The organism is Tychonema sp. LEGE 06208 (assembly GCF_015207505.1).
In the GTDB taxonomy this organism is placed as follows: Bacteria; Cyanobacteriota; Cyanobacteriia; order Cyanobacteriales; family Microcoleaceae; genus Microcoleus.
In genome coordinates this window covers 1-21258 of sequence record NZ_JADEWT010000031.1, presented here as the reverse complement: position 1 = coordinate 21258, position 21258 = coordinate 1, and the positions used below count along the sequence as shown (strand labels likewise).

General features: G+C 44.4%; 18 protein-coding genes. 12 read left to right on the top strand and 6 right to left on the bottom strand.

Translation table 11 applies throughout. The annotated features are described in order from the left end of the window. Positions 1-1185: 1185 nt before the first annotated feature. From IQ263_RS10790 to IQ263_RS10780, 3 genes are all read right to left on the bottom strand, one after another. Positions 1186-2145: an Npun_F2552 family protein gene (locus tag IQ263_RS10790; RefSeq protein WP_194067427.1), complete on the bottom strand. Its 960-nt coding sequence runs from the start codon at positions 2143-2145 to the stop codon at positions 1186-1188. A gap of 128 nt (positions 2146-2273) precedes the next feature. Further along, on the bottom strand, positions 2274-2600 hold the full coding sequence (locus tag IQ263_RS10785; protein ID WP_194011807.1) for a hypothetical protein: 327 nt from the start codon (positions 2598-2600) through the stop codon (positions 2274-2276). A 50-nt stretch (positions 2601-2650) separates the two neighbouring features. Beyond that, positions 2651-4075, bottom strand: a complete 1425-nt coding sequence (locus IQ263_RS10780) for an aspartate ammonia-lyase (RefSeq protein WP_194067426.1) — start codon at positions 4073-4075, stop codon at positions 2651-2653. 518 nt (positions 4076-4593) lie between these two features. Between IQ263_RS10780 and IQ263_RS10775 the strand changes: the two genes are divergently transcribed. The 8 genes from IQ263_RS10775 (at position 4594) to IQ263_RS10740 (ending at position 13571) form a co-directional block, all read left to right on the top strand. Further along, on the top strand, positions 4594-5040 hold the full coding sequence (locus tag IQ263_RS10775) for a hypothetical protein (RefSeq protein WP_194067425.1): 447 nt from the start codon (positions 4594-4596) through the stop codon (positions 5038-5040). 234 nt (positions 5041-5274) lie between these two features. Continuing rightward, positions 5275-5712 carry a DUF4363 domain-containing protein gene (locus tag IQ263_RS10770; protein WP_194067424.1) on the top strand — a complete coding sequence of 146 codons (438 nt, stop codon included), beginning with the start codon at positions 5275-5277 and terminating at the stop codon, positions 5710-5712. Positions 5713-5933: 221 nt separating this feature from the next. After that, entirely contained in the window at positions 5934-6218 is a 285-nt protein-coding gene (locus tag IQ263_RS10765) for a peptidase (RefSeq protein WP_194067423.1), read from the top strand. 242 nt (positions 6219-6460) lie between these two features. Further along, positions 6461-8341: a hypothetical protein gene (locus IQ263_RS10760; RefSeq protein ID WP_194067422.1), complete on the top strand. Its 1881-nt coding sequence runs from the start codon at positions 6461-6463 to the stop codon at positions 8339-8341. A gap of 368 nt (positions 8342-8709) precedes the next feature. Next, positions 8710-10530, top strand: a complete 1821-nt coding sequence (locus IQ263_RS10755) for a DNA repair helicase XPB (protein ID WP_228049961.1) — start codon at positions 8710-8712, stop codon at positions 10528-10530. 196 nt (positions 10531-10726) lie between these two features. Next, on the top strand, positions 10727-12844 hold the full coding sequence (locus IQ263_RS10750; RefSeq protein WP_228049960.1) for a WD40 domain-containing protein: 2118 nt from the start codon (positions 10727-10729) through the stop codon (positions 12842-12844). Positions 12845-12949: 105 nt separating this feature from the next. Next, positions 12950-13291, top strand: a complete 342-nt coding sequence (locus tag IQ263_RS10745; protein WP_194067421.1) for a DUF2281 domain-containing protein — start codon at positions 12950-12952, stop codon at positions 13289-13291. After that, entirely contained in the window at positions 13281-13571 is a 291-nt protein-coding gene (locus tag IQ263_RS10740; protein WP_194067420.1) for a type II toxin-antitoxin system PemK/MazF family toxin, read from the top strand. Before IQ263_RS10745 ends, IQ263_RS10740 begins: the two co-directional genes overlap by 11 nt. 227 nt (positions 13572-13798) lie before the next feature. On the opposite strand, the gene IQ263_RS10735 is transcribed toward IQ263_RS10740, so the two are convergent. After that, positions 13799-14440 carry a peptidase M15 gene (locus tag IQ263_RS10735; protein WP_194067419.1) on the bottom strand — a complete coding sequence of 214 codons (642 nt, stop codon included), beginning with the start codon at positions 14438-14440 and terminating at the stop codon, positions 13799-13801. Positions 14441-14772: 332 nt separating this feature from the next. Here IQ263_RS10735 and uraH point away from each other — a divergent pair, with 332 nt between their 5' ends. From uraH to IQ263_RS10720, 3 genes are all read left to right on the top strand, one after another. After that, complete coding sequence (gene uraH, locus IQ263_RS10730) at positions 14773-15189, top strand: hydroxyisourate hydrolase (protein WP_194067418.1); 417 nt, start codon at positions 14773-14775, stop codon at positions 15187-15189. Between the two features lie 653 nt (positions 15190-15842). Further along, positions 15843-16988 carry an iron-containing alcohol dehydrogenase family protein gene (locus IQ263_RS10725; protein ID WP_194067417.1) on the top strand — a complete coding sequence of 382 codons (1146 nt, stop codon included), beginning with the start codon at positions 15843-15845 and terminating at the stop codon, positions 16986-16988. A 99-nt stretch (positions 16989-17087) separates the two neighbouring features. Further along, positions 17088-18269, top strand: a complete 1182-nt coding sequence (locus tag IQ263_RS10720; protein ID WP_194067416.1) for an aspartate aminotransferase — start codon at positions 17088-17090, stop codon at positions 18267-18269. A gap of 230 nt (positions 18270-18499) precedes the next feature. Here the strand turns inward: IQ263_RS10720 and IQ263_RS10715 are convergent, their stop codons facing one another. Both IQ263_RS10715 and dapF read right to left on the bottom strand, forming a co-directional pair. Continuing rightward, a complete protein-coding gene (locus IQ263_RS10715; protein ID WP_194067415.1) occupies positions 18500-19645 on the bottom strand; it encodes a hypothetical protein in 1146 nt (381 codons plus the stop codon). 258 nt (positions 19646-19903) lie between these two features. After that, on the bottom strand, positions 19904-20746 hold the full coding sequence (gene dapF / locus IQ263_RS10710) for a diaminopimelate epimerase (protein ID WP_194067414.1): 843 nt from the start codon (positions 20744-20746) through the stop codon (positions 19904-19906). A gap of 266 nt (positions 20747-21012) precedes the next feature. Here dapF and IQ263_RS10705 point away from each other — a divergent pair, with 266 nt between their 5' ends. Then, positions 21013-21225 (top strand): Hfq-related RNA-binding protein, encoded by a 213-nt coding sequence (locus IQ263_RS10705; protein ID WP_194067413.1) that lies wholly within the window; start codon positions 21013-21015, stop codon positions 21223-21225. Positions 21226-21258: the final 33 nt, after the last annotated feature.

Genomic DNA, 21258 nt, shown 5'->3' with positions numbered 1-21258 from the left:
TTATTGAAGTTGAAAGTTCTTAAGATAGCGGATTGATATCTCTCAGCTTTAGGAGCCTCAACTTAATTCCTAAAAAAGCTAATTCTACGTACTGATAAATTCACTAAAGATTCGATGGGCTGTTGCCTCGAAATATAACAGACAGTCAGAAAATCGCATGGGAAAGTAACGTAAAGAAGCAATATGATACTTCTTATCACTTTGGATTACTCGTGGTGACTGATTTCAAATCTAGTTCGATCGATCTATTGCGTTCTGGCCGTCCGTTGTCCGTGTCATTAACAATAGGCGCATCCTAAAAAAACTGTAAACAGCAGGCCGGATGCCAGGTCTACAAGAATTATTGGATATGTTTAATGTTTCTGGAACGTCACACCAGTCAAAAGGTTTATCTGAACCGAATTTGATATTTAAACTTCAAACCGAGCCCGTCTTTTATGTGAATCTATTATCCGAGAAATTACCTATAACTGTCAAGAGGTTTTTGCTAACTTTATCGATCTTTTACAATTAACCACTTAAGTAACAAGTTATTGCTGTTTTAGGCTTGATTTTTGTCAAACTAACTGCGACTTTAGATATTTATACTTATGTCGTAGATTTATCAGAGCCTTCAACTTATAGTCCAAAAGGCAAAAAATGGTTTTACACGTTATTGTAACACCGTGAGGTGCTTCAGCCGGGAGGCTACATAATTAGGTTGAAGTTAGCTCTGACTTAGCAGTAATACAGGACAGATGCCATAAATTCTTGTCAGCCCTATATATATAGTGCATAATTTCCGTCTTACCGATAGAATTTGATACAAGTGTGGAACGCTAGAAGTGCGTGATAGGGGTTCGGTGAAGGGTAGGGAATCGCCATTCTAGAAGGCAACGAGACCAATCATTTAAAAAATCAAGATTTATTCCAAAACTTTATGAAAGATTTATATAAATTTGTGTAACACCAATAGCATTCACATTATTTATAATAATGTTGCATTTGTTCACAATTAAACAAACAATAAAAAGGTAGGACTGACTTATAGTCTGTCTCAAAAAGGTGAGGAGTCAGTCGATTTTAGATTGGGGGATTGGGGGATTGATACCCGATCTGGCGATCGCACTGCGATATGTAGAGTGGACGACACCAGACTTTCTGTGGGTGCGCCCCCAGCGCACCTTACCGCGCTTTCTCTGTTTGCTAGTGCGAAGTGTTGGGGCTGAACTGTTCTTTAATGAAGCGGATATAAAGGTGTTTGAACGCTGACTTAATCACCCGAGGCATACCAAAGTCGATCGGGATCATGCTTTCTGGCAACTTCCAATCCAAAACCTTGAGAGTTTCCGGGTGCGACAGGGGAAAATCGAGATCCTCTAAATTCGAGCAAAGTCCCAATCTCATCGCCGCAGCCACAGTCGGAACCAGCGCCGGATCGACATTAATGATTTCCACTAAAGTTCTGTCCAGCGCAAACACATCACTCGACGCGCCCAAAATCCCCAAAAACTTAGGTTCGCCGCCGCTTGGCCCGTTACCTTCGTGACCGATAATTCCATCCAAAATTGTCAAATTTGGGTTAATTGCCCTGGCTGTTTCTACCAGCATTTGACCGAATCTGGCGCTATCTTTGCCAGCTTCCATGTGCCACCAAGCCTTCATTTTGCCGGGGACGCAGCCGAACAAATTTTTCACGCCCATTGTCACGGTTAATTGTACGTGAGATTTGAGTTTGGGAATATTAATTACTACATCTGCTTCCATTGCTTCTTTGCAAATTCGGAGATGGTTGAAATCTTGGCTGACAGTTTCGTAGCGTTTTCCTTGAAACTCAACTACTGGCAAATTCAGTTCTTCTAACAGCGGCAAATAACCGTTGGCTTTGGCTACACCCATCGCGCTGCCAAAAGCCGGACTGTCGCCTAAGAACGGTTTTCCGCCAGCTTCTATGACCATTTTCGCCACGCAGTAAACCAATTCCGGGCGGGTGACGCATTCTTTGGTGGGGCGAGAACCGGTGAGGAGGTTGGGTTTGAGTAAAACCCGATCGCCCGATTTGACAAAAGCCGACATTCCGCCCAGGGGTGCGAGCAAATTTTCTACAGATGTTTGCAGGATTTGGCGATCGTATGAATTGGCCTTAATTAAACTAACAGAAGACATGATGTTATTGGTTATTGGTTATTTGTTATTTGTTATTTGAGATGGGGCATTAGTAATTGATAATTGGTAATTACAACAAATTACCAATGATTAATCCTCATATTCAATCCCCCATGCCCCATGCTCCATTAAGTATTCATCGGCAATCTGCCAGAAGCAGCCCGCTGCATCGTACTAACTCGCATAGAATTAGAGAAAATTCCTTGGCCCTGAAGTTCCGGGATAGCAGGTTTAATTTCCACTTTTATCAACCGGGCAGTGCAGATAAAAACCGTTTGATCGACTAAATGAAAAGTCAACCAAGGTTGATTTAACAACTGCAGCACTTCCTCTTGAAATTCTGATGCCGGGATAGGAATTGTAAAGGTTTCCGTGTGACCTTCCACATAATGAAATGTCACTTGAGTTGTGTTCTCTTTATCTTGAGTTAATTGGCCAAAGGAACCTGCGCGCATAAATTTTGCTCCTAAACTTGAGACTCTGAAAGAATACTGCCATCTTGTGGCTAAGCATTAGCAGATGATGTTGGCATCGCACTCATTTTCTCTAAATCTAGAACTTTTGCCAAGTCTTCTTCACTCATTAAACCGCGTTCTAGGACAATTTGCCGCAAAGATTTGCCGGTTTCGAGAGATTCTTTGGCGACAGCGGCGGCATTGAGATAGCCGATATGAGTGTTGAGGGCGGTAACGAGGGCGAGACTGCCTTCTGCGTAAGCGAGACACCGATCGCCCTTTGCTTCAATTTTTTCGAGGCATTTTGTGCTTAGCGCGCTGATGGTATTGCCCAAAATTTCGATGCTGTGAATCAAATTGTAAGCAATTAAGGGCATCATCACGTTTAATTCTAATTGTCCCGCTTGGGCTGCAAGGGCGATCGCGCTATCGTAACCCATAACTTGAAAACACACCATCGAAGTCATTTCTGCCATCACAGGATTGTATTTTCCAGGCATAATTGACGAACCAGGTTGCACCGGAGGCAGTTGAATTTCCTTGAAACCCGTTTTCGGCCCAGAGTCCATCAAACGCAAGTCATGGGACATTTTAACGCAATCCTGAGCGAGATTTCGCAGCGCACCGGAGACATTTACAAACGGTGCCATACTCTGCATAGCTGCCATTAAATGCCTTGCTGGTTTCAGGGGGCGATCGATTAATTCTGAGAGAATTTCAGCAACTTTTTGACAGTATTCAGGGTGAGTATTTAAGCCTGTTCCAGCGGCGCTTCCCCCCAATCCCAGGGAAGTTAAATCATCGGATGCCCTGTCAATTCTCAAGGTATGTTCCCTGAGAATTTGCGCCCAAGCGCCGAAGGTGTCGCCGAGTCGAACCGGCACAGCATCTTGCATATGAGTGCGGCCAGATTTAACAATATTTTTGAATTCTTCTGCTTTATTTTCTAGGGCGACTATGGCCTCAGACAAAGCCGGAAATAGAGTTTTTTCCAAGGCCAACAATCCGCCGATCCGAATCGCCGTCGGAATCACATCATTGGTTGATTGACCGTAGTTTACATGATCGTTGGGACTAACGCGCTTGTAGTTGCCTTTTTCATCGCCCATAATTTCCAAAGCGCGATTGGAAAGCACTTCATTAACGTTCATGTGGTGAGAAGTTCCCGCGCCTGCTTGGTAGACATCAACTACAAATTGATCGCGCAAATTTCCGGCTAAAACTTCATCGGCAGCTTGGATCAGTGCTTGACTAATATCTTCAGGAATGCAGCCGAGTTTACCGTTGGCGATCGCCGCAGCTTTTTTAATTAAAACGCAAGCATCTACATAAGTTGATAAAGGTTTGATACCGCTAATTGGAAAATTTTCAACGGCGCGCAGAGTTTGAATGCCGTAGTAAACGGTAGATGGGATTTGTTTGTCTCCCATTGAGTCGCTTTCGGTGCGGTAGGTAATGGCTGGCTGTTGCGTCATATCGTTTGGTTTGTGATAATTACGAAGTATACAATTTTTTTGTAACTGCGTGTTCTGGGTGTTTTTACTTTACCGCACCCGCTGGCGACTGGAGGGTAATATGTAATATCATGTCCAGCGATTACCACAACAAAAATGGATCGCGCGTGCGGACTTAAGTCTGCCGCCGGAGAACGGACTTAAGTCCGCACTACCAACCAAATCTGATCGTTGTCAATCAACCAAATAGGATCTGGTTCCCCATCGCCCAAAATTATCCCACATCCTAGGGTTGAATCTCCAATCTAGAATCTCAAATCAAGTCTGGGGCGAGGGCGAGGGCGAAAGGGCAGTTTACAAAAAGCTAAAATTGTTCTGCAAGGGCGATCGCGCGCCGACAAAAATGTTTAGCTATAATTGTACAAATGAATCATTTCATATCAAATCCTCTCTTCATCGGAATAGTACATTCACTGTTGACTGTTAACATCATGTATGAGTGCAACCGGAATTGATATCACGCTAAGAGTGAAACTCCCATGAACAAACCAGCAAAAACTTTCAAACAGCTAAATATTTTAATAATTGGCTTAAGTGCCTCTGCAAGTTTTCCGGCTTCAGTAAACGCTATCTCCAGCATTGTCCCCTCCACAGCAATCCCGGAACAATCGGCGATTTTAATGGCTCAGCGACAGCAGCAAATTAAGTTTAAAAGAGGTGCTAGTTCAGGGGAAGTAAAAGGAGGAGTAGCCCGGGGCGAAGTCATGATTTATTTGATCGGGGCCCAACAAGGTCAAAGGATGAATCTAGAGATCCAATCAGTAGAAGGAAATGCTGTTTTTAAGGTTATCGATCCGAATACAAACCCCTTAGCTGAAGAAAAAAGAAGCTGGTCGGGAGAATTGCCCCAGACGGGAAAATATCAGATAGTCGTCGGTACAGAACGAGGCGGTGCAAGTTACACTTTATCAGTTTCGATACACTAATATTTCGATGTTTCCTTAAGGTTGTTAAATCCTGTCAGGTATCGCATTACCTAAATTCCCGAAACTCGGTTTCTGTAACCCCCGCCCCGTCTCGAAGATGACAGCGCTAGGAGCACGATCCTCTTGGGCTGGCTGCTAACTGCGGTTAATTGCAGGAATTGCAGATGGTTTTAGCGATCGATCTGCGGTTTTTGTGACAAAATAGATTGTAGTATTAATTTTTTAGGAGTTTTCATGGCTCGTTTCAATCAAATCCTTGTCCTCAGTGCCGTCACCCTTGTAGCTTTAGCTGGTTGCGGCGAGAAGCAAGAAGCATCCACTCCGCCAACCTCACCTCCACCGGTTACTTCTACGACTACCACTGTCACCACATCTGAGAAACCAGCATCTACTGCTAACTATCCAGAGTTAATGAGTGTAGTTACTAATACCAAAGCAGCAGTTGACACTGGTGATTTTGTTAAAGCTAAAACCGAATTTGACAAGTTTGAAACTTCCTGGAAGAAAGTCGAAGATGGCATCAAAGCTAAGGAACCTAAAAGCTACGATACCGTTGAAGAAACTACAGAAAAAGTAACAGACGAACTCAAAAAAGCTAAGCCTAGCAAAGACCTAGTGCTAGCTCAATTGCAGTCGCTAGAAAAGACCATCGCTAGCATTCCTAAGTCCTAGATTTAAATGCTAATTTGAGTGTTTGTTTCTAGTGCGGCGTTCGCCGTAATTGCTCAGAAACAAACACTCAATGCTCCATCATTATAGCCTTTCTGTGTTCTCATGTGAGGTACTATCGGGCCTAGGGCATAGGCCTCCGTGGGCATAGGCCAAACCGGGCATACCTCACTTTTTTGAGAACCGCTATATATAAGTTGAGTATTTCTAAGTTTTCAACCCTTATGAAAAAAGCATTTCGCAAGTACCACCGCATTCTAGCCACAATCGTTTTTTTACCAATTACCCTCACGGTATTGACTGGAATGGCAGCAACGATGGGCAGGGAGTGGCCGATTAGCACAGGAATTTCAACAAGATTATTGTTGAAAATTCATACAGGTGAAATTTTTCACCTGCAAGCAATTTACCCGATTTTAAATGGATTGGGAATGCTTGGCTTGCTGGTGACAGGTTTAAGTATGTCGGGTTTGTTTGGCAGAAGAAAGCAGCAAAATTCCAACGATTAAAAGCAAAGATGTGAGAAACTGACGAAGGACTTGATGACGACTCTTGAACCGGGTAATTTTAGGGTGGCAAATATGAGCTTAAAAATCAAAACAAATAACCTATGTACGGTTCCGGTTCATCGTACCGTAACTGTATAACTAGATTGCTTCATTTTGTAACAAAAGTTCAAGTTCCGCATCCCGTAAAGTTGTTATATTTGGGTTGCCAAAACAATTTTGAAGCGGGCGCACTGTCAAACATTATGTCGCGTTACCCAAGCATAGATAACGTTATTAGCCTCCAACAGGCACTAGAAGGAATAATTGTTGAAGATTTAAAAAAGCTCAAAGCATTATTACCCGATCCTCGTAAATTAACCCGTAAAGCGGATCTTGTTGATGGAATTAGATCGCAATTGCTGGGAGATCACCTTCGGATAGTGTGGGCGAAATTAGACGACCTCCAAAAAGCGGCTGTAGCTGAAGTTATACATGGAGAGGACGGCTATTATTTTCCTGAGATATTTAGGGCGAAATACGGACAATCAGCAAATTTTGGAACAATCGATCGCTATGGAACTAACAGAGAACCATCACTGTTATGCTTGTTTATTTATGGCAACCAGATTCCTTACGATCTACAAGAATTATTGCTGAAATTTGTGCCAAAACCTAAAAAAGCGACCTTGGATCATAGTGGTGAAACAGTAAAAAATCATGTTAAACTCAGCGTCCAAAGATATAACTACAGTACAGGGAAAAAAGATATAGAAGAATACGATATTCCCTTGACTTCTTGTGAAACACAGTTGGCAGCTACCAAGGATTTAGCGGCTGTTTTGCGTTTGATTCAGTCGGGAAAAGTTACTGTTAGCGAGAAAACTGCTTTACCTAGTGCTGGAAGTGTAAAAGCGATCGCCTCTATATTGCTAGGCGGTGATTTTTATAATGAGGAACAGCGTCAAATTACCCTAGCCAAGGATAGCGACTATGATGATGAAGTATTCGCTGAACTCGGTAGCATCAAGCCCTTTGCTTGGATAATGATAGCGCAAGGGAGCAAGTTCGCGGAACGATCGGGCAAAAAGCTAGTTTTGACAAAAGCGGGACAGAAAGCTTTACAAGAATCACCCGCCAAAGGTTTACAAACAGCATGGAAGCGCTGGTTAAAGACCAAAATCTTTGATGAATTTCGCCGAATTGATGCGATCAAAGGACAAACTGGCCGGGGTTCAAATGGGATGACGGATGTGGCGTGGCGCAGAGATGCGATCGCCTCTGTGCTCGCAGAATGTCCTGTGGGTAAGTGGATTTTATTTCATGACTTTAGTAAATATCTAGTCGCAACAGGCCATAGCTTTGATGTGACTGAGGAACCCTATTATCTGTATATTGGTGAAGCTGGGTATGGAAACTTATCAGAATTGGATGGCCATAGTTGGCCGATTCTGGAAGAACGATATATGCGCTGTTTTTTGTTTGAGTATGCTGCTACTTTGGGCATAATTGATGTTGCATATGTCGATCCGTTCCTCATACCATGCGATTATGACTATCTTTGGGGAACGGACAATCTGGAATTCCTGAGTCGTTATGATGGCTTAGTATATTTTCGCTTGACGAGTTTGGGGGCTTACTGTTTGGGCTTGACGGATCAGTATACTCCGCCAGTAATTGAGGTTCGTCAAACGCTCAGGGTATTGCCGAATCTAGAAATTATTGCGGCGGGAGATGGTGTCGAGACATCTGATGCGATCGTCCTGGATATCTATACTAAAAAGGTGTCAGATGTTGTGTGGCGACTCGATCGCCCAAAAATCTTCGCAGCCATTGAAAATGGATATCCATTAGCAGAGTTTACAGAGTTTTTGGATGCCAGAAGTATTGAACCGCTACCGCAAACTGTGCAGCAATTTCTAACGGATGTTACAGAGCGATCGAATAGCGTGCAAGATATAGGTAGTGTCAGGTTGATCGAATGTACTACCGCCCATTTAGCATTGCTGATTGCGAATGATTCCCGTACTAAAAAGTTCTGTCAGTTGGCGGGCGATCGCACTTTAGCAGTTCCATTGGGCCAGGAAACTAAATTTCGCACCGCCCTGCGGCAAATGGGCTATGTTTTACCCCAGAGTGATAAATAAGTTGTGGCATTAGAATTGTCTACTGTGGCGGGCTCTGGGGCCCACCTCACAAGAGTGTTTGTAGGGTGCATCGCTGGCGATAAATCCCTAAAAAAATAGACAATCTCGATCGCGACGCACTTTTCACATAGACTGGATAAAATAAACAAAACATTTTTGTTTTACCTGAGTCTATTGGGGCTTTTTCATGGGGAAGGGCGGGTTTATTTAACCTATCTGCTGCGTTTAAGTTTGTTGCTGAACCCGTCCCTATAGAATGATTGATAATGGTGCAAAATATCAGTTATACCCAACTTTTTCTCTCTTCCTTCTTCCCTCTTCCTGATGACGTTGGACGGAAAGCTCCGGGGAGACAGCACTAATGACTAATGACTAATGACTTCTTCCTTCTTCCCTCTTCCGACGGACTTACATCGGTTACATCCGTGACATCCGTGACATCCGTGACATCCCGTACATTGCTCGTTGCCGAACTTCCCTCTTCCTTCTTCCTTCTACTTATGAGTTATGTTGCTGAAAATGCTTTAATCGTACAGAGCGATCGCTCAATTTTACTAGAAGTTCACGCCCCAACAGCACAAAAAGCGCGAGAAGCGATCGCCCCCTTTGCCGAATTAATCAAAAGTCCCGAACACATCCACACCTATCGGATCACGCCCTTAAGCGTGTGGAATGCGCGGGCGGCGGGAATGTTAGTTGAATTGATGATCGCAGCTTTGCGAAAGTATGCCAAATATGACATTCCTGAATCGGTAGCGCAGGAAATCGAACTGCTTGGTACGCGCTACGGATTGACGGTAATTGAAAGGATTGATGCGGAAAATCCCGATTTACAACTGCGGATTGCCGATCGCCCGCTGACGGAGTTGCTAGTGCGGGATGAGCGCGTAAAACCGCTGTTAGGTAAGCGGATTTCGGATCTTTGCTTTCAAGTCGATTCGGGGAATCGCGGTGTACTCAAACAAGCTTTGCTAGCTGTGGGTTATCCGGCGGAAGATTTAGCTGGATATGTCGAAGGTGCCGAGTTAGCAATTGCGTTGCGCGATCGCACTTTAGGAAGCGATTTACCCTTTAATTTGCGTGCCTATCAAAAGGAAGCAGTAGAAGCATTCTATCAAGGAGGAGAAGTAAAAGGCGGCAGCGGTACGATCGTCCTACCCTGCGGCGCTGGTAAGACGATTGTGGGGATGATTGCGATGAGTTTGGTGCAGCAAAAAACATTGATTCTCACCAGCAGTTTGACTTCTGTGCACCAGTGGCGCAGGGAAATATTAGACAAAACGAGTTTAACTGAAGATGCGATCGCCGAGTACAGCAGCAACAGCAAAAAAACGGCTTCTGTTACTCTCTCGACTTACCAAATGCTCAGTTATCGATCGACTAAAGATGATGAATTCCCGCATTTCGAGTTATTTAACGCGCAATCTTGGGGACTGATTATTTATGATGAAGTGCATCTATTACCCGCACCGATATTTCGGATTACCGCCGACTTACAAGCGCGACGCAGGTTAGGTTTGACGGCGACATTGATTCGCGAAGACGGGAAGGAAGGCGATGTTTTCACGCTAATTGGCCCCAAGCGCTATGACGTACCTTGGCGGGAATTGGAAGGACAGGGATTTATTGCTACAGCCAATTGTACCGAAATCCGTGTCGCCCAAAATGAGGCGGAAAAAATGGAATATGCCCTAGCGCCCCGCCGCAGTCAGTTTCGGATTGCTGCGGAAAATCCGGGTAAGTTGGATGTGGTGCAAAGTTTGTTGCAAAAGGAGGCGGGACACCGTATTTTAATTATTGGTGAGTTTCTGGAACAGTTGGATGCGATCGCCCTTGTTACCAAATTACCACTGATTACGGGGAAGACAAAACAGGTTGAGCGCGATCGGTTATACGAAGCATTCCGTCACAAAGAGATTCCTGGATTAATTCTATCTCGCGTGGGCAATTTTGCCGTCGATTTACCCGATGCCGATGTGTTGATTCAAGTATCGGGAAAGTATGGTTCTCGCCAAGAAGAAGCGCAGCGCCTCGGACGAATTCTCCGCCCCAAACCCGACGGACACACTGCTAGTTTTTATACATTAGTATCGCTACAAACTTGCGAGGAAGATTTTGCGCGACACCGCCAACTGTTTCTGACTGAACAGGGCTACAGTTATACTATTGAGGTTCAAGGCGATGGTTAGCCGTCGGCATAATAGACCTCTTACAATATTAACGCGCTTGTAATATCATGTCCGTTAGCATCGGAATAATATAAACGGAGGACACGGCAGTGCCGTGTCCTCGCTTATCATTCCGGTGCAGCCGGAATTGATATAATTACCTTTTTCATCCCAACCAGTTGCTACACTATTAATAACCGCATCCTCACCCACAATTATGTTCGCAAACGCAATCCTCGCTATCGCTCCCTACATCTCAGAAGTCCTCTCACCCATCGCCAGAAATATTGGCTATAAACTAGGAGAAGCCTTCGGCAATAACTCTCAAAAGTACCGGGATATCCTGATTCCCGCTCCCAATAACTCATCTGATTCGACTGAGATAGAGCGAGCAAAACAGCGTTATTCTCAAGAAATGCTGGAATACGCGAAAGCGAAAGATACCAGAGACCGGGAATTGTTAAAGCTAACAGTAGCACAAACTGCACGCCGCCTTGAGTTGCAGGAACAGGAACAGCGAGACAGACTGAAGCTGGCAGCCTTGCAGCGGGATTTGATGCGGGAATTGCAAGCAAAGGATATTCAGATTAAGCTGGCTGAAATTCAAACAATTTGGGATAAAGATACTTGGTTTTCTAAGTTGAATCGAGAGGAAACTAAGCAGATTTTACTCCAGCAACAACACCGCCTCTTAATCTTACTATCACCGCCCAAAATTAGCAAGCGATGCCCGGAAACCTTCTGTGAAGATTTGCCAATTGAGATGAGAAGTGTGGGAGATTTTCTCAGACAGCATTATCCTCAACAGGATGTCTTACGCCCAGTTAAGTTTTATAGCGACTATTTCACTGAGTCGATTGGTGATATTGATGTGGAACGCTTGCAGCGAATTTTATCTCCGGTTCCGACTACAATTTTATATAGCGATATCAGCGACTATGCCGTAACTTTTCGCGTCGGCTTTTGGGGATTTATCAATAATCAGGAAGTATCCCTGTTTTCTACCAAAGTTTTTGACTGGGAAGAGGCAAAAGATGCACTTTTAGCATCTGGAGTAAGTGAGAAAAAAGCCCTCCGCATGATTCGGCAGTTGATTGTAGCGATTCACAAGTTGCTGGCGGGATTTTTAGCGGATTTGTATTATCTCAATATTGACCCCTGCTACGAACCTCAGTTGTTTAACTTAAGGGATGAATTGGCTGAAGATGGGTTGGCAGAAGAATGGGTGAAACCTTATTTTGATATTCTTCAGGATATTCAGCAGCGACAGGGAGAACAGTATGAACAGGAGTTGAAAAAGCTGATGGAGCAAGTAGAGGCTGAACGTCAATCTCAAGCATCTGCCAAACCTGAAGCAAAACGCCAACAACCAATAGAAAAAGCTGCCAAAGCTGAAGCCCAACGCCAACACCAAATAGAAGAAAAAATCATTAGAAAAGCTCACTCCTTCAAATGTGTCAAAACTCTTAATGGCGTAGGTATGCCATCTGTTGATTGCGTAGTTATTAGTCCAGATGGCAAGACTTTTGCTAGTAATAGCAGTGGAAATTGCAGCAAACTTTGGAATCTCCACACAGGAAAGCTGATTCGTACTTTTTCTGGGCATTCAGTTGCGGTTTATTGCGTTGCTATTAACCCGAATGGAACAATTTTAGCTAGTGGAAGTTATGACAGACAAATTAAGCTATGGAATCTGGAAACTGGACAAGAATTTAGAACCATACAGGGTCACTCATCTTTAATTAGGTCTCTTGCTTTTAGTCCAGATGGAGAAACTCTTGCTAGTGGCAGTCAAGACAATAGTATCAAACTGTGGAATCTAAAAAACGGGCAGGCAATTCGCAATCTCCCTAGGCATTTAGCCTCGGTTTGGTCTGTCGCCATCAGCCCGGATGGACAAACTCTTGCTAGTGGCAGTTATGACAAAACTATTCAACTGTGGAATCTAAAAAATGGACACACAATTTGCAGTCTTAGAGGGCATTCAAAGTCGGTTTCTTCTGTTGCAATTAGCTCGGATGGGCAAACTCTTGCTAGTGGCAGTTATGACCATACTATCAAGCTTTGGAATCTGAAAACTGGCAAGGAAGTTCGCACTCTCAGAGGGCATTCAGACTATGTTAATTCTGTCGCCATTAGCCCGGATGGACAAATTATTGCTAGTGGTAGTGGAGACAGTACAATCAGACTGTGGAATCTACAAAATCGAGACACAATTTTCACTCTCACAGGACATTCAGCCAAGGTTAATTCGGTCTGTTTTAGCCCGGATGGAAACACTCTGGTTAGTGGCAGTAATGATGGGAGTATCAAGATTTGGCGGTGTGATGGGTGAACTAACAGGGAAAGATGAAAATTAGGGCGCGATTTGCAAACATGGAACTACAAAACTTGACTGCGTGAGCAATAAACATATCAACATTTAGGGAAAGTAATTGAAATGTCAGAAACAATTAATTTGGAGCAAGCACTGTTAGAGAATTTGCGACAGTTGCCAAGGGAGAAACAACAAGAATTGCTCGAATTTGCACAATTCCTGGTGCAAAAAACGGAACAGAAAAATCAGTTACCCAGCGAAAGTTCTGAGTCTAACAGTTCGTCAACAACCCAACCTGCTCTCAAGCTATCATTTAGAGAAATTGCTAGGCTACCGATCGCGGAACGCCATAAAATACTAGCACCATATATGGCTGTCACAGCCCAAGATTTTTTGACCGATCCTGAATTAACTGAATTTTCTGTACTCGACAGCGAAGACTGGGAGACTGAATATGACTCTTAACTCGAAACGAGGAGAGATTTGGCTAGTACAACTAGATCCAACCCGAGGCCAAGAAATTCAAAAAACTCGTCCGGCTGTTATCATAAGTTCTGAAATGTTAAGTTCTATTCCAATGAGGATTATCATTCCTGTGGCAAAATGGCAGCCAAAATTTCAAAATCGACCCTTCATGATTCCCATCCAGCGAACAGAAGAAAACGGGTTAGATACAGACTCAGTAGGTAATATTTTGCAAATTAGAAGTGTAGCTAGTGAGCGATTTGTTAAATGTCTCGGTTAAGTGTCGGCAGCAGTTATAGAAGAATTAGTAGCCTGCTTAATTGTTTGCACAAATTGATATATCATGACTAGCTATTTTATCGTAAATCTTACTCGATTACGATACTAATTTTGTGTTTTTTATGATTTGAATAGCTGTGTTTTTCTAGGATATGGGAAAAGGGCGATCGATCGAGAGATTCGCAGCAGGGTTACAATTAGAGCATTGAGGTTCAAGGCGATGGTTAGTCAGCGATCGATAAACTCTTGGTAAAACTGCTCGTGCGAACCTGAGAAATTATCCATCCCCTCCTTTGTCAGACACCCTCTCTTACCAGTGTGCGGGTTTTCTACGTAGCTATCAATTACTTTTGAAACATTAGGATTCTCGCTCCACCTAATGTTGAATGCTGCATACTTTGGGAAAAAGGTCATTCCTGCATAAGCATCAATGTGGTCATGTATCCACCATGCCAATGCTGTCCAATCTTGAGTGCGTTCATAGTAAGGGATGAATGATGTAACAACAATACATACTGTTGCTCCCATATACCCCTCTGAATCTTTTACATCCCAGATATGTTCTGCATAGTTGGACTCATTACTGGCACAACTGTACTGATTGTTATTCTCTGCTCCTGTGGCGTTCACGGCACAAGAACGATAGGCTGAACGGATACTAATCCGACCAAGCGCATCTTGAATTGGTTCAAGTACCCTCTCACACAAATTCTTTCCGGCTGCGATCGCCAAATCTGGATCGCTAGGAATGTTAGGGATACCTTCAATTTGAGAGATTTCTGAATAAAGAAACTCGCGCATGAAAAAACTCTTAGAGAGTTGAACCCGTCCTAGCTTTTCCAAAGCTTTAACAGTTTGTGGTTGTCTCATAGAATGAACTACAGTAATTAGAGGTGAATACCTTAATGTTATAATACTGACAGATAATTTAGAATAATTATTTCAGCCAAAAGCGAAGCAAGCTAACTTATAATGGGAGCATCCCACTTTTGAGAATCCTGAGAGAGGAAAATACCCTAGATCGTTGAATCGCCTATGAATGGCTGTTGTTAAGTTATTTTGCGAATAAAAAATAAAAGTAGGATGCTCCCTACTTGCTCTCTGTCGGTGTCGCTCTTTGTTGAGTTAATTAGCTTGAATATCATCTCCTTATTTCGTTGAAATCCCAATTTCTTGTAAATAATCCAAGGTAACTAAAAAGTATGAAGACAATCGTTAAGGCAGTTATTACTCTAATAATGGTAATAACAATTCAGACTACTGCTTTTGCACAAAGTGATAACTATCAACTCTCAACCCACATCTTGGACGTTTCGATTGGGCAACCTGCGACACAAGTACCGATCGAACTTTATCAACTCGATAAAAATGATCGGTGGCGCACAGTTTCTAAAAAAGAGACAGATAGTAATGGGCGCATCAAAGACTTTTTGCCGACTAATAGCGACAACAAAGGAACCTATAAGTTGAAATTTGACACAAAAAGCTATTTCAATCAGAAGAGAACCGAGAGCCTTTACCCCTTTGTAGAAATTGTCTTTGAAATCAAAGACAACTCTCATTACCACATCCCTCTTACACTTTCACCATATGGCTACTCAACTTATAGAGGAAGTTAATCGAGTATAAAACTCAAGTGCCAGTTTCGCGGCACTCCTAACTCGATCGGATAGCTAGTTAGGGCAACCCGATCGGCTCTGTTGCAAAAACACTGAGCACTAATAAACTTCTCAGAACCCACTTACTAGCCTGCCAATCACGCTTAGCTGGGATACAGCTTTGGCAGGCGCCGATCGCCTTTGCATCACAACAGTTCAACTCTCCGTAGTTGGTGCGTGTTGTTAGGCGGTGCTTTTGTTTATATCAAATTTAATCCACTGAGGCTATTGGGAATAATTTTGTCTTTTCCAGGAGAAGTAACGATTGAAATCTTTGCTACTGACCATATACAGAGGAATGATGACGCTCATCAAGACCTGGATCAAACTCCCTAGGACGATGACTGTGGAAAGCTTTGAACTTAATATTTTATCGTTGTTTCTGCTTTGGGTGTAGATTTTTGCGTATCGTAAAGTGCGATCGTGCTTCCCCAATGCTTGGCCGTAAATTTATTATACCGATCGCCCTCCAACTCCCCCAGCCCACCCCAACCACAATAGTTAATAAAAACTTTACAAAACTTACCATGTCGCCCAACATGAGTTAGAGTTATCCTAGAAAATCCAGCAATCCTGCAAAGCGTCAACCTTCTCGTCACTTATCCAGTGGTTCGATGACTCAAACCCAAAGCACTAAAACCGCCACCGCACCAGCAATTTATTCCTTGACAATTGCTCCCGCCTGTGTATTGCGGGGTCGATCGGCGATCGCACAAGCCGGAGATGCGATCGCCCGTTTCGGAAAGCGGCCGCTAATCGTCGGCGGCAGCAACTCCCTCGCCGCCGCCCAACCCTACCTGCAACCAATCCTCGAACAGCAGCAGTTACAATCCGCCGAAACACAATACGGCAACGATTGCAGCGAAAGGGGCCTCGAAACCCTCCGCGAAGCAGCCCAAACCCATCAAGCCGACTTCATCATCGGAGTTGGCGGCGGCAAAGCCTTAGACGCAGCCAAACTCGTCGCCCATCAGTGCAAAATCCCGATCGCCACCATACCCACATCAGCAGCCACCTGTGCCGCTTGGACAGCCCTTTCTAACATTTATTCCGAACAAGGTGCATTCCAATACGATGTCACATTAGCCAGATGTCCCGACTTATTAATACTCGACTACGGCTTAATTCAAACCGCACCGCAGCGGACATTAGTAGCAGGAATTGGAGATGCGATCGCCAAATGGTACGAAGCATCAGTCAGCAGCGGACACTCCGAACAAACCTTGATAATTTCGGCCGTCCAACAAGCTAGAATACTGCGCGATATATTATTCCAAAAATCAGCAGCCGCCCTCAAAGAACCCGGTAGCGAAACCTGGCAAGAAGTCACAGACGCAGCCGTATTGCTAGCAGGAGTAATTGGCGGCATCGGCGGAGCCCAATGTCGCACCGTCGCCGCCCACGCCGTCCACAACGGCCTAACTCATCTATTAGCAAGTCACGGCACATTGCACGGAGAAAAAGTCGCCTACGGCATCTTAGTGCAACTGCGACTAGAAGAAATGCTGCAAAACAATCAACTTGCCGCTAGCGCCAGACAGCAACTGCTAAAATTCTACGCCGAGATTGGATTGCCCCAAACTTTAGATAACCTAGGACTCGGAGACATTACCATAGCAGAATTGCAGCGCGCCGCCGACATAGCCTGCAATCCTAATTCCGACATCCACCGACTGCCTTTTAAAGTTGTTCCCCAACAATTAATGGCAGCGATGGTTTCTACCACCGCACCTGTGGGAGAATTAAAGATTAAGAATTAAAACAGTTTGTAGTAAGGACTAAAGTCCTGAAAAGGCTGTGCTAGCAAGGACGAAAGTCCTTACTACAAACCAGGAAAACTGACAACTGACAAAAAATAAATGACCTTGGATTGGATTACCCCTGCTGACAGGTTGCAAAAACTACCGCCCTACGTATTTGCCCGTCTCGACGAACTCAAAGCCCGCGCCCGCGAACAAGGACTCGATTTAATAGACTTAGGAATGGGAAACCCCGACGGTGCCACTCCTCAACCAGTAGTAGAAGCCGCTGTCGCAGCCATCCAAAATCCTGCAAATCACGGCTATCCACCCTTTGAAGGAACTGCCAATTTCCGCCGCACAATTACTAAATGGTACAGCCGTCGCTACAATGTTGAACTCGATCCAGAAAGCGAAGCATTGCCTTTGTTGGGTTCCAAAGAAGGTTTAGCACATTTTGCGATCGCCTATATCAATCCCGGCGACTTAATATTAGTACCAAGTCCTGCTTATCCCGTATTATTTCGCGGCCCAATCATCGCCGGCGCAAAAGTTCACAATATCATTCTCAAACCAGAAAATGACTGGGTAATTGACTTAGCCGACATTCCCGACAGCGTAGCCGAACAAGCCAAAATCCTCTATTTCAATTATCCCAGTAATCCGACGGGAGCAACAGCACCCCGCGAATTTTATAAAGATATTGTTGCTTTCGCGCACAAACATCAAATCTTGCTGGTTCACGACTTGTGTTATGCGGAATTAGCCTTTGACGGCTATCAACCGACAAGTTTATTAGAAATTCCCGGCGGTAAAGAAATCGGTGTCGAATTTCACACCATGTCCAAAACTTACAATATGGCCGGCTGGCGCGTCGGTTTTGTAGTAGGAAATAGCAAGATAATTCAAGGTTTGCGAACCTTAAAAACTAACCTAGATTACGGTATATTTTCCGCATTGCAAACCGCAGCAGAAACAGCGCTGCAATTGCCAGATAGTTACTTGCACGAAGTGCAGGAACGCTACCGCACTCGCCGCGATTTCATGGTTGAAGGATTAGCAGAATTAGGGTGGAATATTCCTAAACCTCTGGCTGCAATGTATCTTTGGGTTCCCTGTACTCCGGGGATGAGTTCTACGGATTTTGCTTTGAATGTTTTGCAGCAAACCGGTGTTGTCGTGACTCCTGGCAATGCTTTTGGGCCGGGCGGCGAAGGATATGTGAGAATTAGTTTAATTGCAGATTGCGATCGGCTGGGAGAAGCATTGCGGCGCTTGAAACAAGCTAATATTCGATATTAGTCAGTAGTCATTAGTCATTAGTTAGTGGTCATTAGTTAGTTGTTATTGGTGATTTGTAGGTTGTTAGTTGTTATTGGTTATTTGTTATTTGTTGTCGATCGTAACCAATTATTAACTACCAAGGACTAATGACTAATGACTAATGACTAATGACTGCTGACTGCTGACTGCTGACTGCTGACTGCTGACTAATGACTAATGACTAATGACTAATGACTAATGACTAATGACTATAACCTTTTAATTTGCTCAATCACCCAATCAAAAGTTTCCATAACTTGCTTCAGTGCAGATTCATCTTGCAAAGTAAACAAAGCCAGACTCGGCGACCTTCTCTCACCTGGTTCTATAGGCAACGACAGACCGATCGAACTCAGTTTACTTCTCAATTCCAGCCAATTCTGTTCCGCATTAAACGGCGGCTGGGAACCGTAATTATCAGCAGAAATCTCCATTCTGCCAGCAATATCTACAGTGAATAACTGATAGGGTTTTCTTCCCCTTTGAGGCAATTGAGCGGCGAAACCGCCGTAGGCATCCCCCGTTCCCCACTGGATCTGAACTTCGGGTTCTTGACTTTTCGCCCAAAGGTAAATTGCTTTTGCCATTTGCGCCTCATCCGCGCCCCGTCTAACTTTGATTTCCGCAAAAAATGACGATTCATCCCAGCGCCTTCTTTCGCGCGTTGCGCTGGATTTTTTCTGCTGTGCTTCCGCTGTCTGGCCGATGACTCTGGGAACCAATGTTTTCAAACCGTCTTCACTTACATACTGCTTAATTTCCAGTGCAAAAACTTCAACCGGGTCCATTTGTTCGTTAAGAAATTCCACAACTCGGCGCATTTCAGCGGAAATCTCGTCAGCGACAAACACTAAGCGAATTTTACCCGCTTGCAAATTAGTTTTAACCTTCTGCCAAAACCTATCTTCATTAGCATCCGCGCCCAGAAACTCTTCAAAAATCTGTTCTGGATCGCGGCCCCGATCGCGACAATTCGCTTCAAACAGAGCAATAATTGAATCGACTGGCCAGTGAACTACCGCATTAGCAGCATAGTCGATCGACTGACCCAAAACTTTTTGCCGCAGTTCGGCATTAGGAGTTCGCCTGACATCCACCAAAGTAGGAACTGCATTTTGGTCGAGAAATAAATGATCCAGCGACCACTGGACGGCTGTTTCCTCATCGGTGGGCGCTGCTGCTTCCCGCGAAATTAACAGCCACCTGCGCGCCGTCGCCCGATCGATTTGGTCTCCCGCGATCAAATTCGGATAAGTTACTAGCAAATCTTGTAACTGGTCTTCCGAGTCGTAGGGCTGTTCCATCATTTCTACCAGCCTGTCGTCGTCCTGAATCAGATAAATACCTCCAGCCATGCACATCCACCTAGTAAATTTTAGATTTTAGATTTTAGATTTTAGTCATTAGTCATTAGTCAGCAGTCATTAGTCCGCAGCCAATTAGTTCTCAACGGGGAAGACCTTAGTCAGAATTCAAGAAAAATTTTGAATTATCCAATTTGATTTTTTTGTCAATCATACAAAAAACTGCCTTAAACCACCCATAGATGACTAATGACTAATGACCAATGACTGATGACCAATGACTAATGACTAATGACTAATGACCAATGACTAAAGACTAATACAACCAGTAAATACTCGCTGTGCCGGCCCGGTCATGTAAATCCGCCCAGAAACTTCGGCCCATTCGATTTCCAAAACGCCGCCGGGGAGTTCAACAGCAGTTGTCCGATCGCACTTAGCGACCAACACTCCAGCTACCACAGCAGCACAAGCACCAGTCCCACAAGCTAGAGTAGCACCTGCGCCTCTTTCCCACACCCGCATTTTTACGTAGTCCGATCGTATTACTTGAATGAATTCGGTATTTGTACGCTGCCCGAAGGCTGGGTGGTGCTCGAACACAGGCCCGACAGTTTCTAAAGCAACAGCCGAAACATCGTCTACAAAAGTAATGCAGTGAGGATTGCCCATGCTGACACAGGTAACAGACCAAGATTTACCCGCTACCTCGATCGGCATATCAATAGCTTTAGCATCCGGTGCGGCCAAAGTTGTCGGAATTTCCGCAGCCAGCAGCCGGGGAACTCCCATATCCACCTTAACTTGACCGTCCGATCGCAATTGGGGGCTAATCACACCCGCCAGAGTGTGGATGCGGTACTGAGTTTTCGCCTTCTCGCCTTCCAAATCGGCGATAAACTTAGCCAAACAGCGAATTCCGTTGCCGCACATTTCCGGTTCCGAACCGTCGGAATTAAAAATCCGCATCGTATAGTCAGTGCCGTTTTGACCCGGAAGAGCAAAAATCACGCCGTCTGCCCCAATGCCAAAATGTCGATCGCACATTTCGACAGCTTGTTCTGGTGTTATCACCGGTTCCGGGGAGTGGCGGTTGTCAATCAGAATAAAATCATTGCCCAGTCCGTGATACTTCGCAAACTCGATCGGCATAAAAAACAAACCTCTTTTGGTTAAAACTGATTAGTTGATAGACTTCTAAAGTCATTAGTCATTAGTCATTAGTCATTGGTACTGGGCATCCCGTATCTTCCTAGTCCTGAGTCTGCCGTTGGCCATTAATAGAGTTCCCCCATAATTCCTGTGAAACAGGCATCCCGCCCGTTCTTGAATATTTTTGGGGACACATCTAATGACTGATGACTAATGACTGATGACTGATGACTGATGACTAATGACTAACTTACCCATTTCCCAGTATGTCTGAATTTGAGACCGGATTGCCCAGCATTCGCCTAATACAAAGCTACATCAAAGACAAAGAACAGGTAGAAATCAAACTCACGACCGGCGACTTGCTAGTCGGCAGAATTTTTTGGCAGGATCATAGCTGCCTTTGCCTCGTAGATGCCTCAGAAACACAAATTCTGATCTCGCGACCAGCAATTGCCTATATCAAACCTAACCGTTGAGGAGAGGGGGAAGAGGGGGGAGAGGGGGAGAGG

What these genes read in the sequence shown, in the direction of transcription:
- IQ263_RS10790 (WP_194067427.1), bottom strand. Translation starts at nt 2,145, where the DNA reads ATGTCTTCTGTTAGTTTAATTAAGGCCAATTCATACGATCGCCAAATC.
- IQ263_RS10785 (WP_194011807.1), bottom strand. Translation starts at nt 2,600, where the DNA reads ATGCGCGCAGGTTCCTTTGGCCAATTAACTCAAGATAAAGAGAACACA.
- IQ263_RS10780 (WP_194067426.1), bottom strand. Translation starts at nt 4,075, where the DNA reads ATGACGCAACAGCCAGCCATTACCTACCGCACCGAAAGCGACTCAATG.
- IQ263_RS10775 (WP_194067425.1), top strand. Translation starts at nt 4,594, where the DNA reads ATGAACAAACCAGCAAAAACTTTCAAACAGCTAAATATTTTAATAATT.
- IQ263_RS10770 (WP_194067424.1), top strand. Translation starts at nt 5,275, where the DNA reads ATGGCTCGTTTCAATCAAATCCTTGTCCTCAGTGCCGTCACCCTTGTA.
- IQ263_RS10765 (WP_194067423.1), top strand. Translation starts at nt 5,934, where the DNA reads ATGAAAAAAGCATTTCGCAAGTACCACCGCATTCTAGCCACAATCGTT.
- IQ263_RS10760 (WP_194067422.1), top strand. Translation starts at nt 6,461, where the DNA reads ATGTCGCGTTACCCAAGCATAGATAACGTTATTAGCCTCCAACAGGCA.
- IQ263_RS10755 (WP_228049961.1), top strand. Translation starts at nt 8,710, where the DNA reads ATGACTAATGACTTCTTCCTTCTTCCCTCTTCCGACGGACTTACATCG.
- IQ263_RS10750 (WP_228049960.1), top strand. Translation starts at nt 10,727, where the DNA reads ATGTTCGCAAACGCAATCCTCGCTATCGCTCCCTACATCTCAGAAGTC.
- IQ263_RS10745 (WP_194067421.1), top strand. Translation starts at nt 12,950, where the DNA reads ATGTCAGAAACAATTAATTTGGAGCAAGCACTGTTAGAGAATTTGCGA.
- IQ263_RS10740 (WP_194067420.1), top strand. Translation starts at nt 13,281, where the DNA reads ATGACTCTTAACTCGAAACGAGGAGAGATTTGGCTAGTACAACTAGAT.
- IQ263_RS10735 (WP_194067419.1), bottom strand. Translation starts at nt 14,440, where the DNA reads ATGAGACAACCACAAACTGTTAAAGCTTTGGAAAAGCTAGGACGGGTT.
- uraH (WP_194067418.1), top strand. Translation starts at nt 14,773, where the DNA reads ATGAAGACAATCGTTAAGGCAGTTATTACTCTAATAATGGTAATAACA.
- IQ263_RS10725 (WP_194067417.1), top strand. Translation starts at nt 15,843, where the DNA reads ATGACTCAAACCCAAAGCACTAAAACCGCCACCGCACCAGCAATTTAT.
- IQ263_RS10720 (WP_194067416.1), top strand. Translation starts at nt 17,088, where the DNA reads ATGACCTTGGATTGGATTACCCCTGCTGACAGGTTGCAAAAACTACCG.
- IQ263_RS10715 (WP_194067415.1), bottom strand. Translation starts at nt 19,645, where the DNA reads ATGGCTGGAGGTATTTATCTGATTCAGGACGACGACAGGCTGGTAGAA.
- dapF (WP_194067414.1), bottom strand. Translation starts at nt 20,746, where the DNA reads ATGCCGATCGAGTTTGCGAAGTATCACGGACTGGGCAATGATTTTATT.
- IQ263_RS10705 (WP_194067413.1), top strand. Translation starts at nt 21,013, where the DNA reads ATGTCTGAATTTGAGACCGGATTGCCCAGCATTCGCCTAATACAAAGC.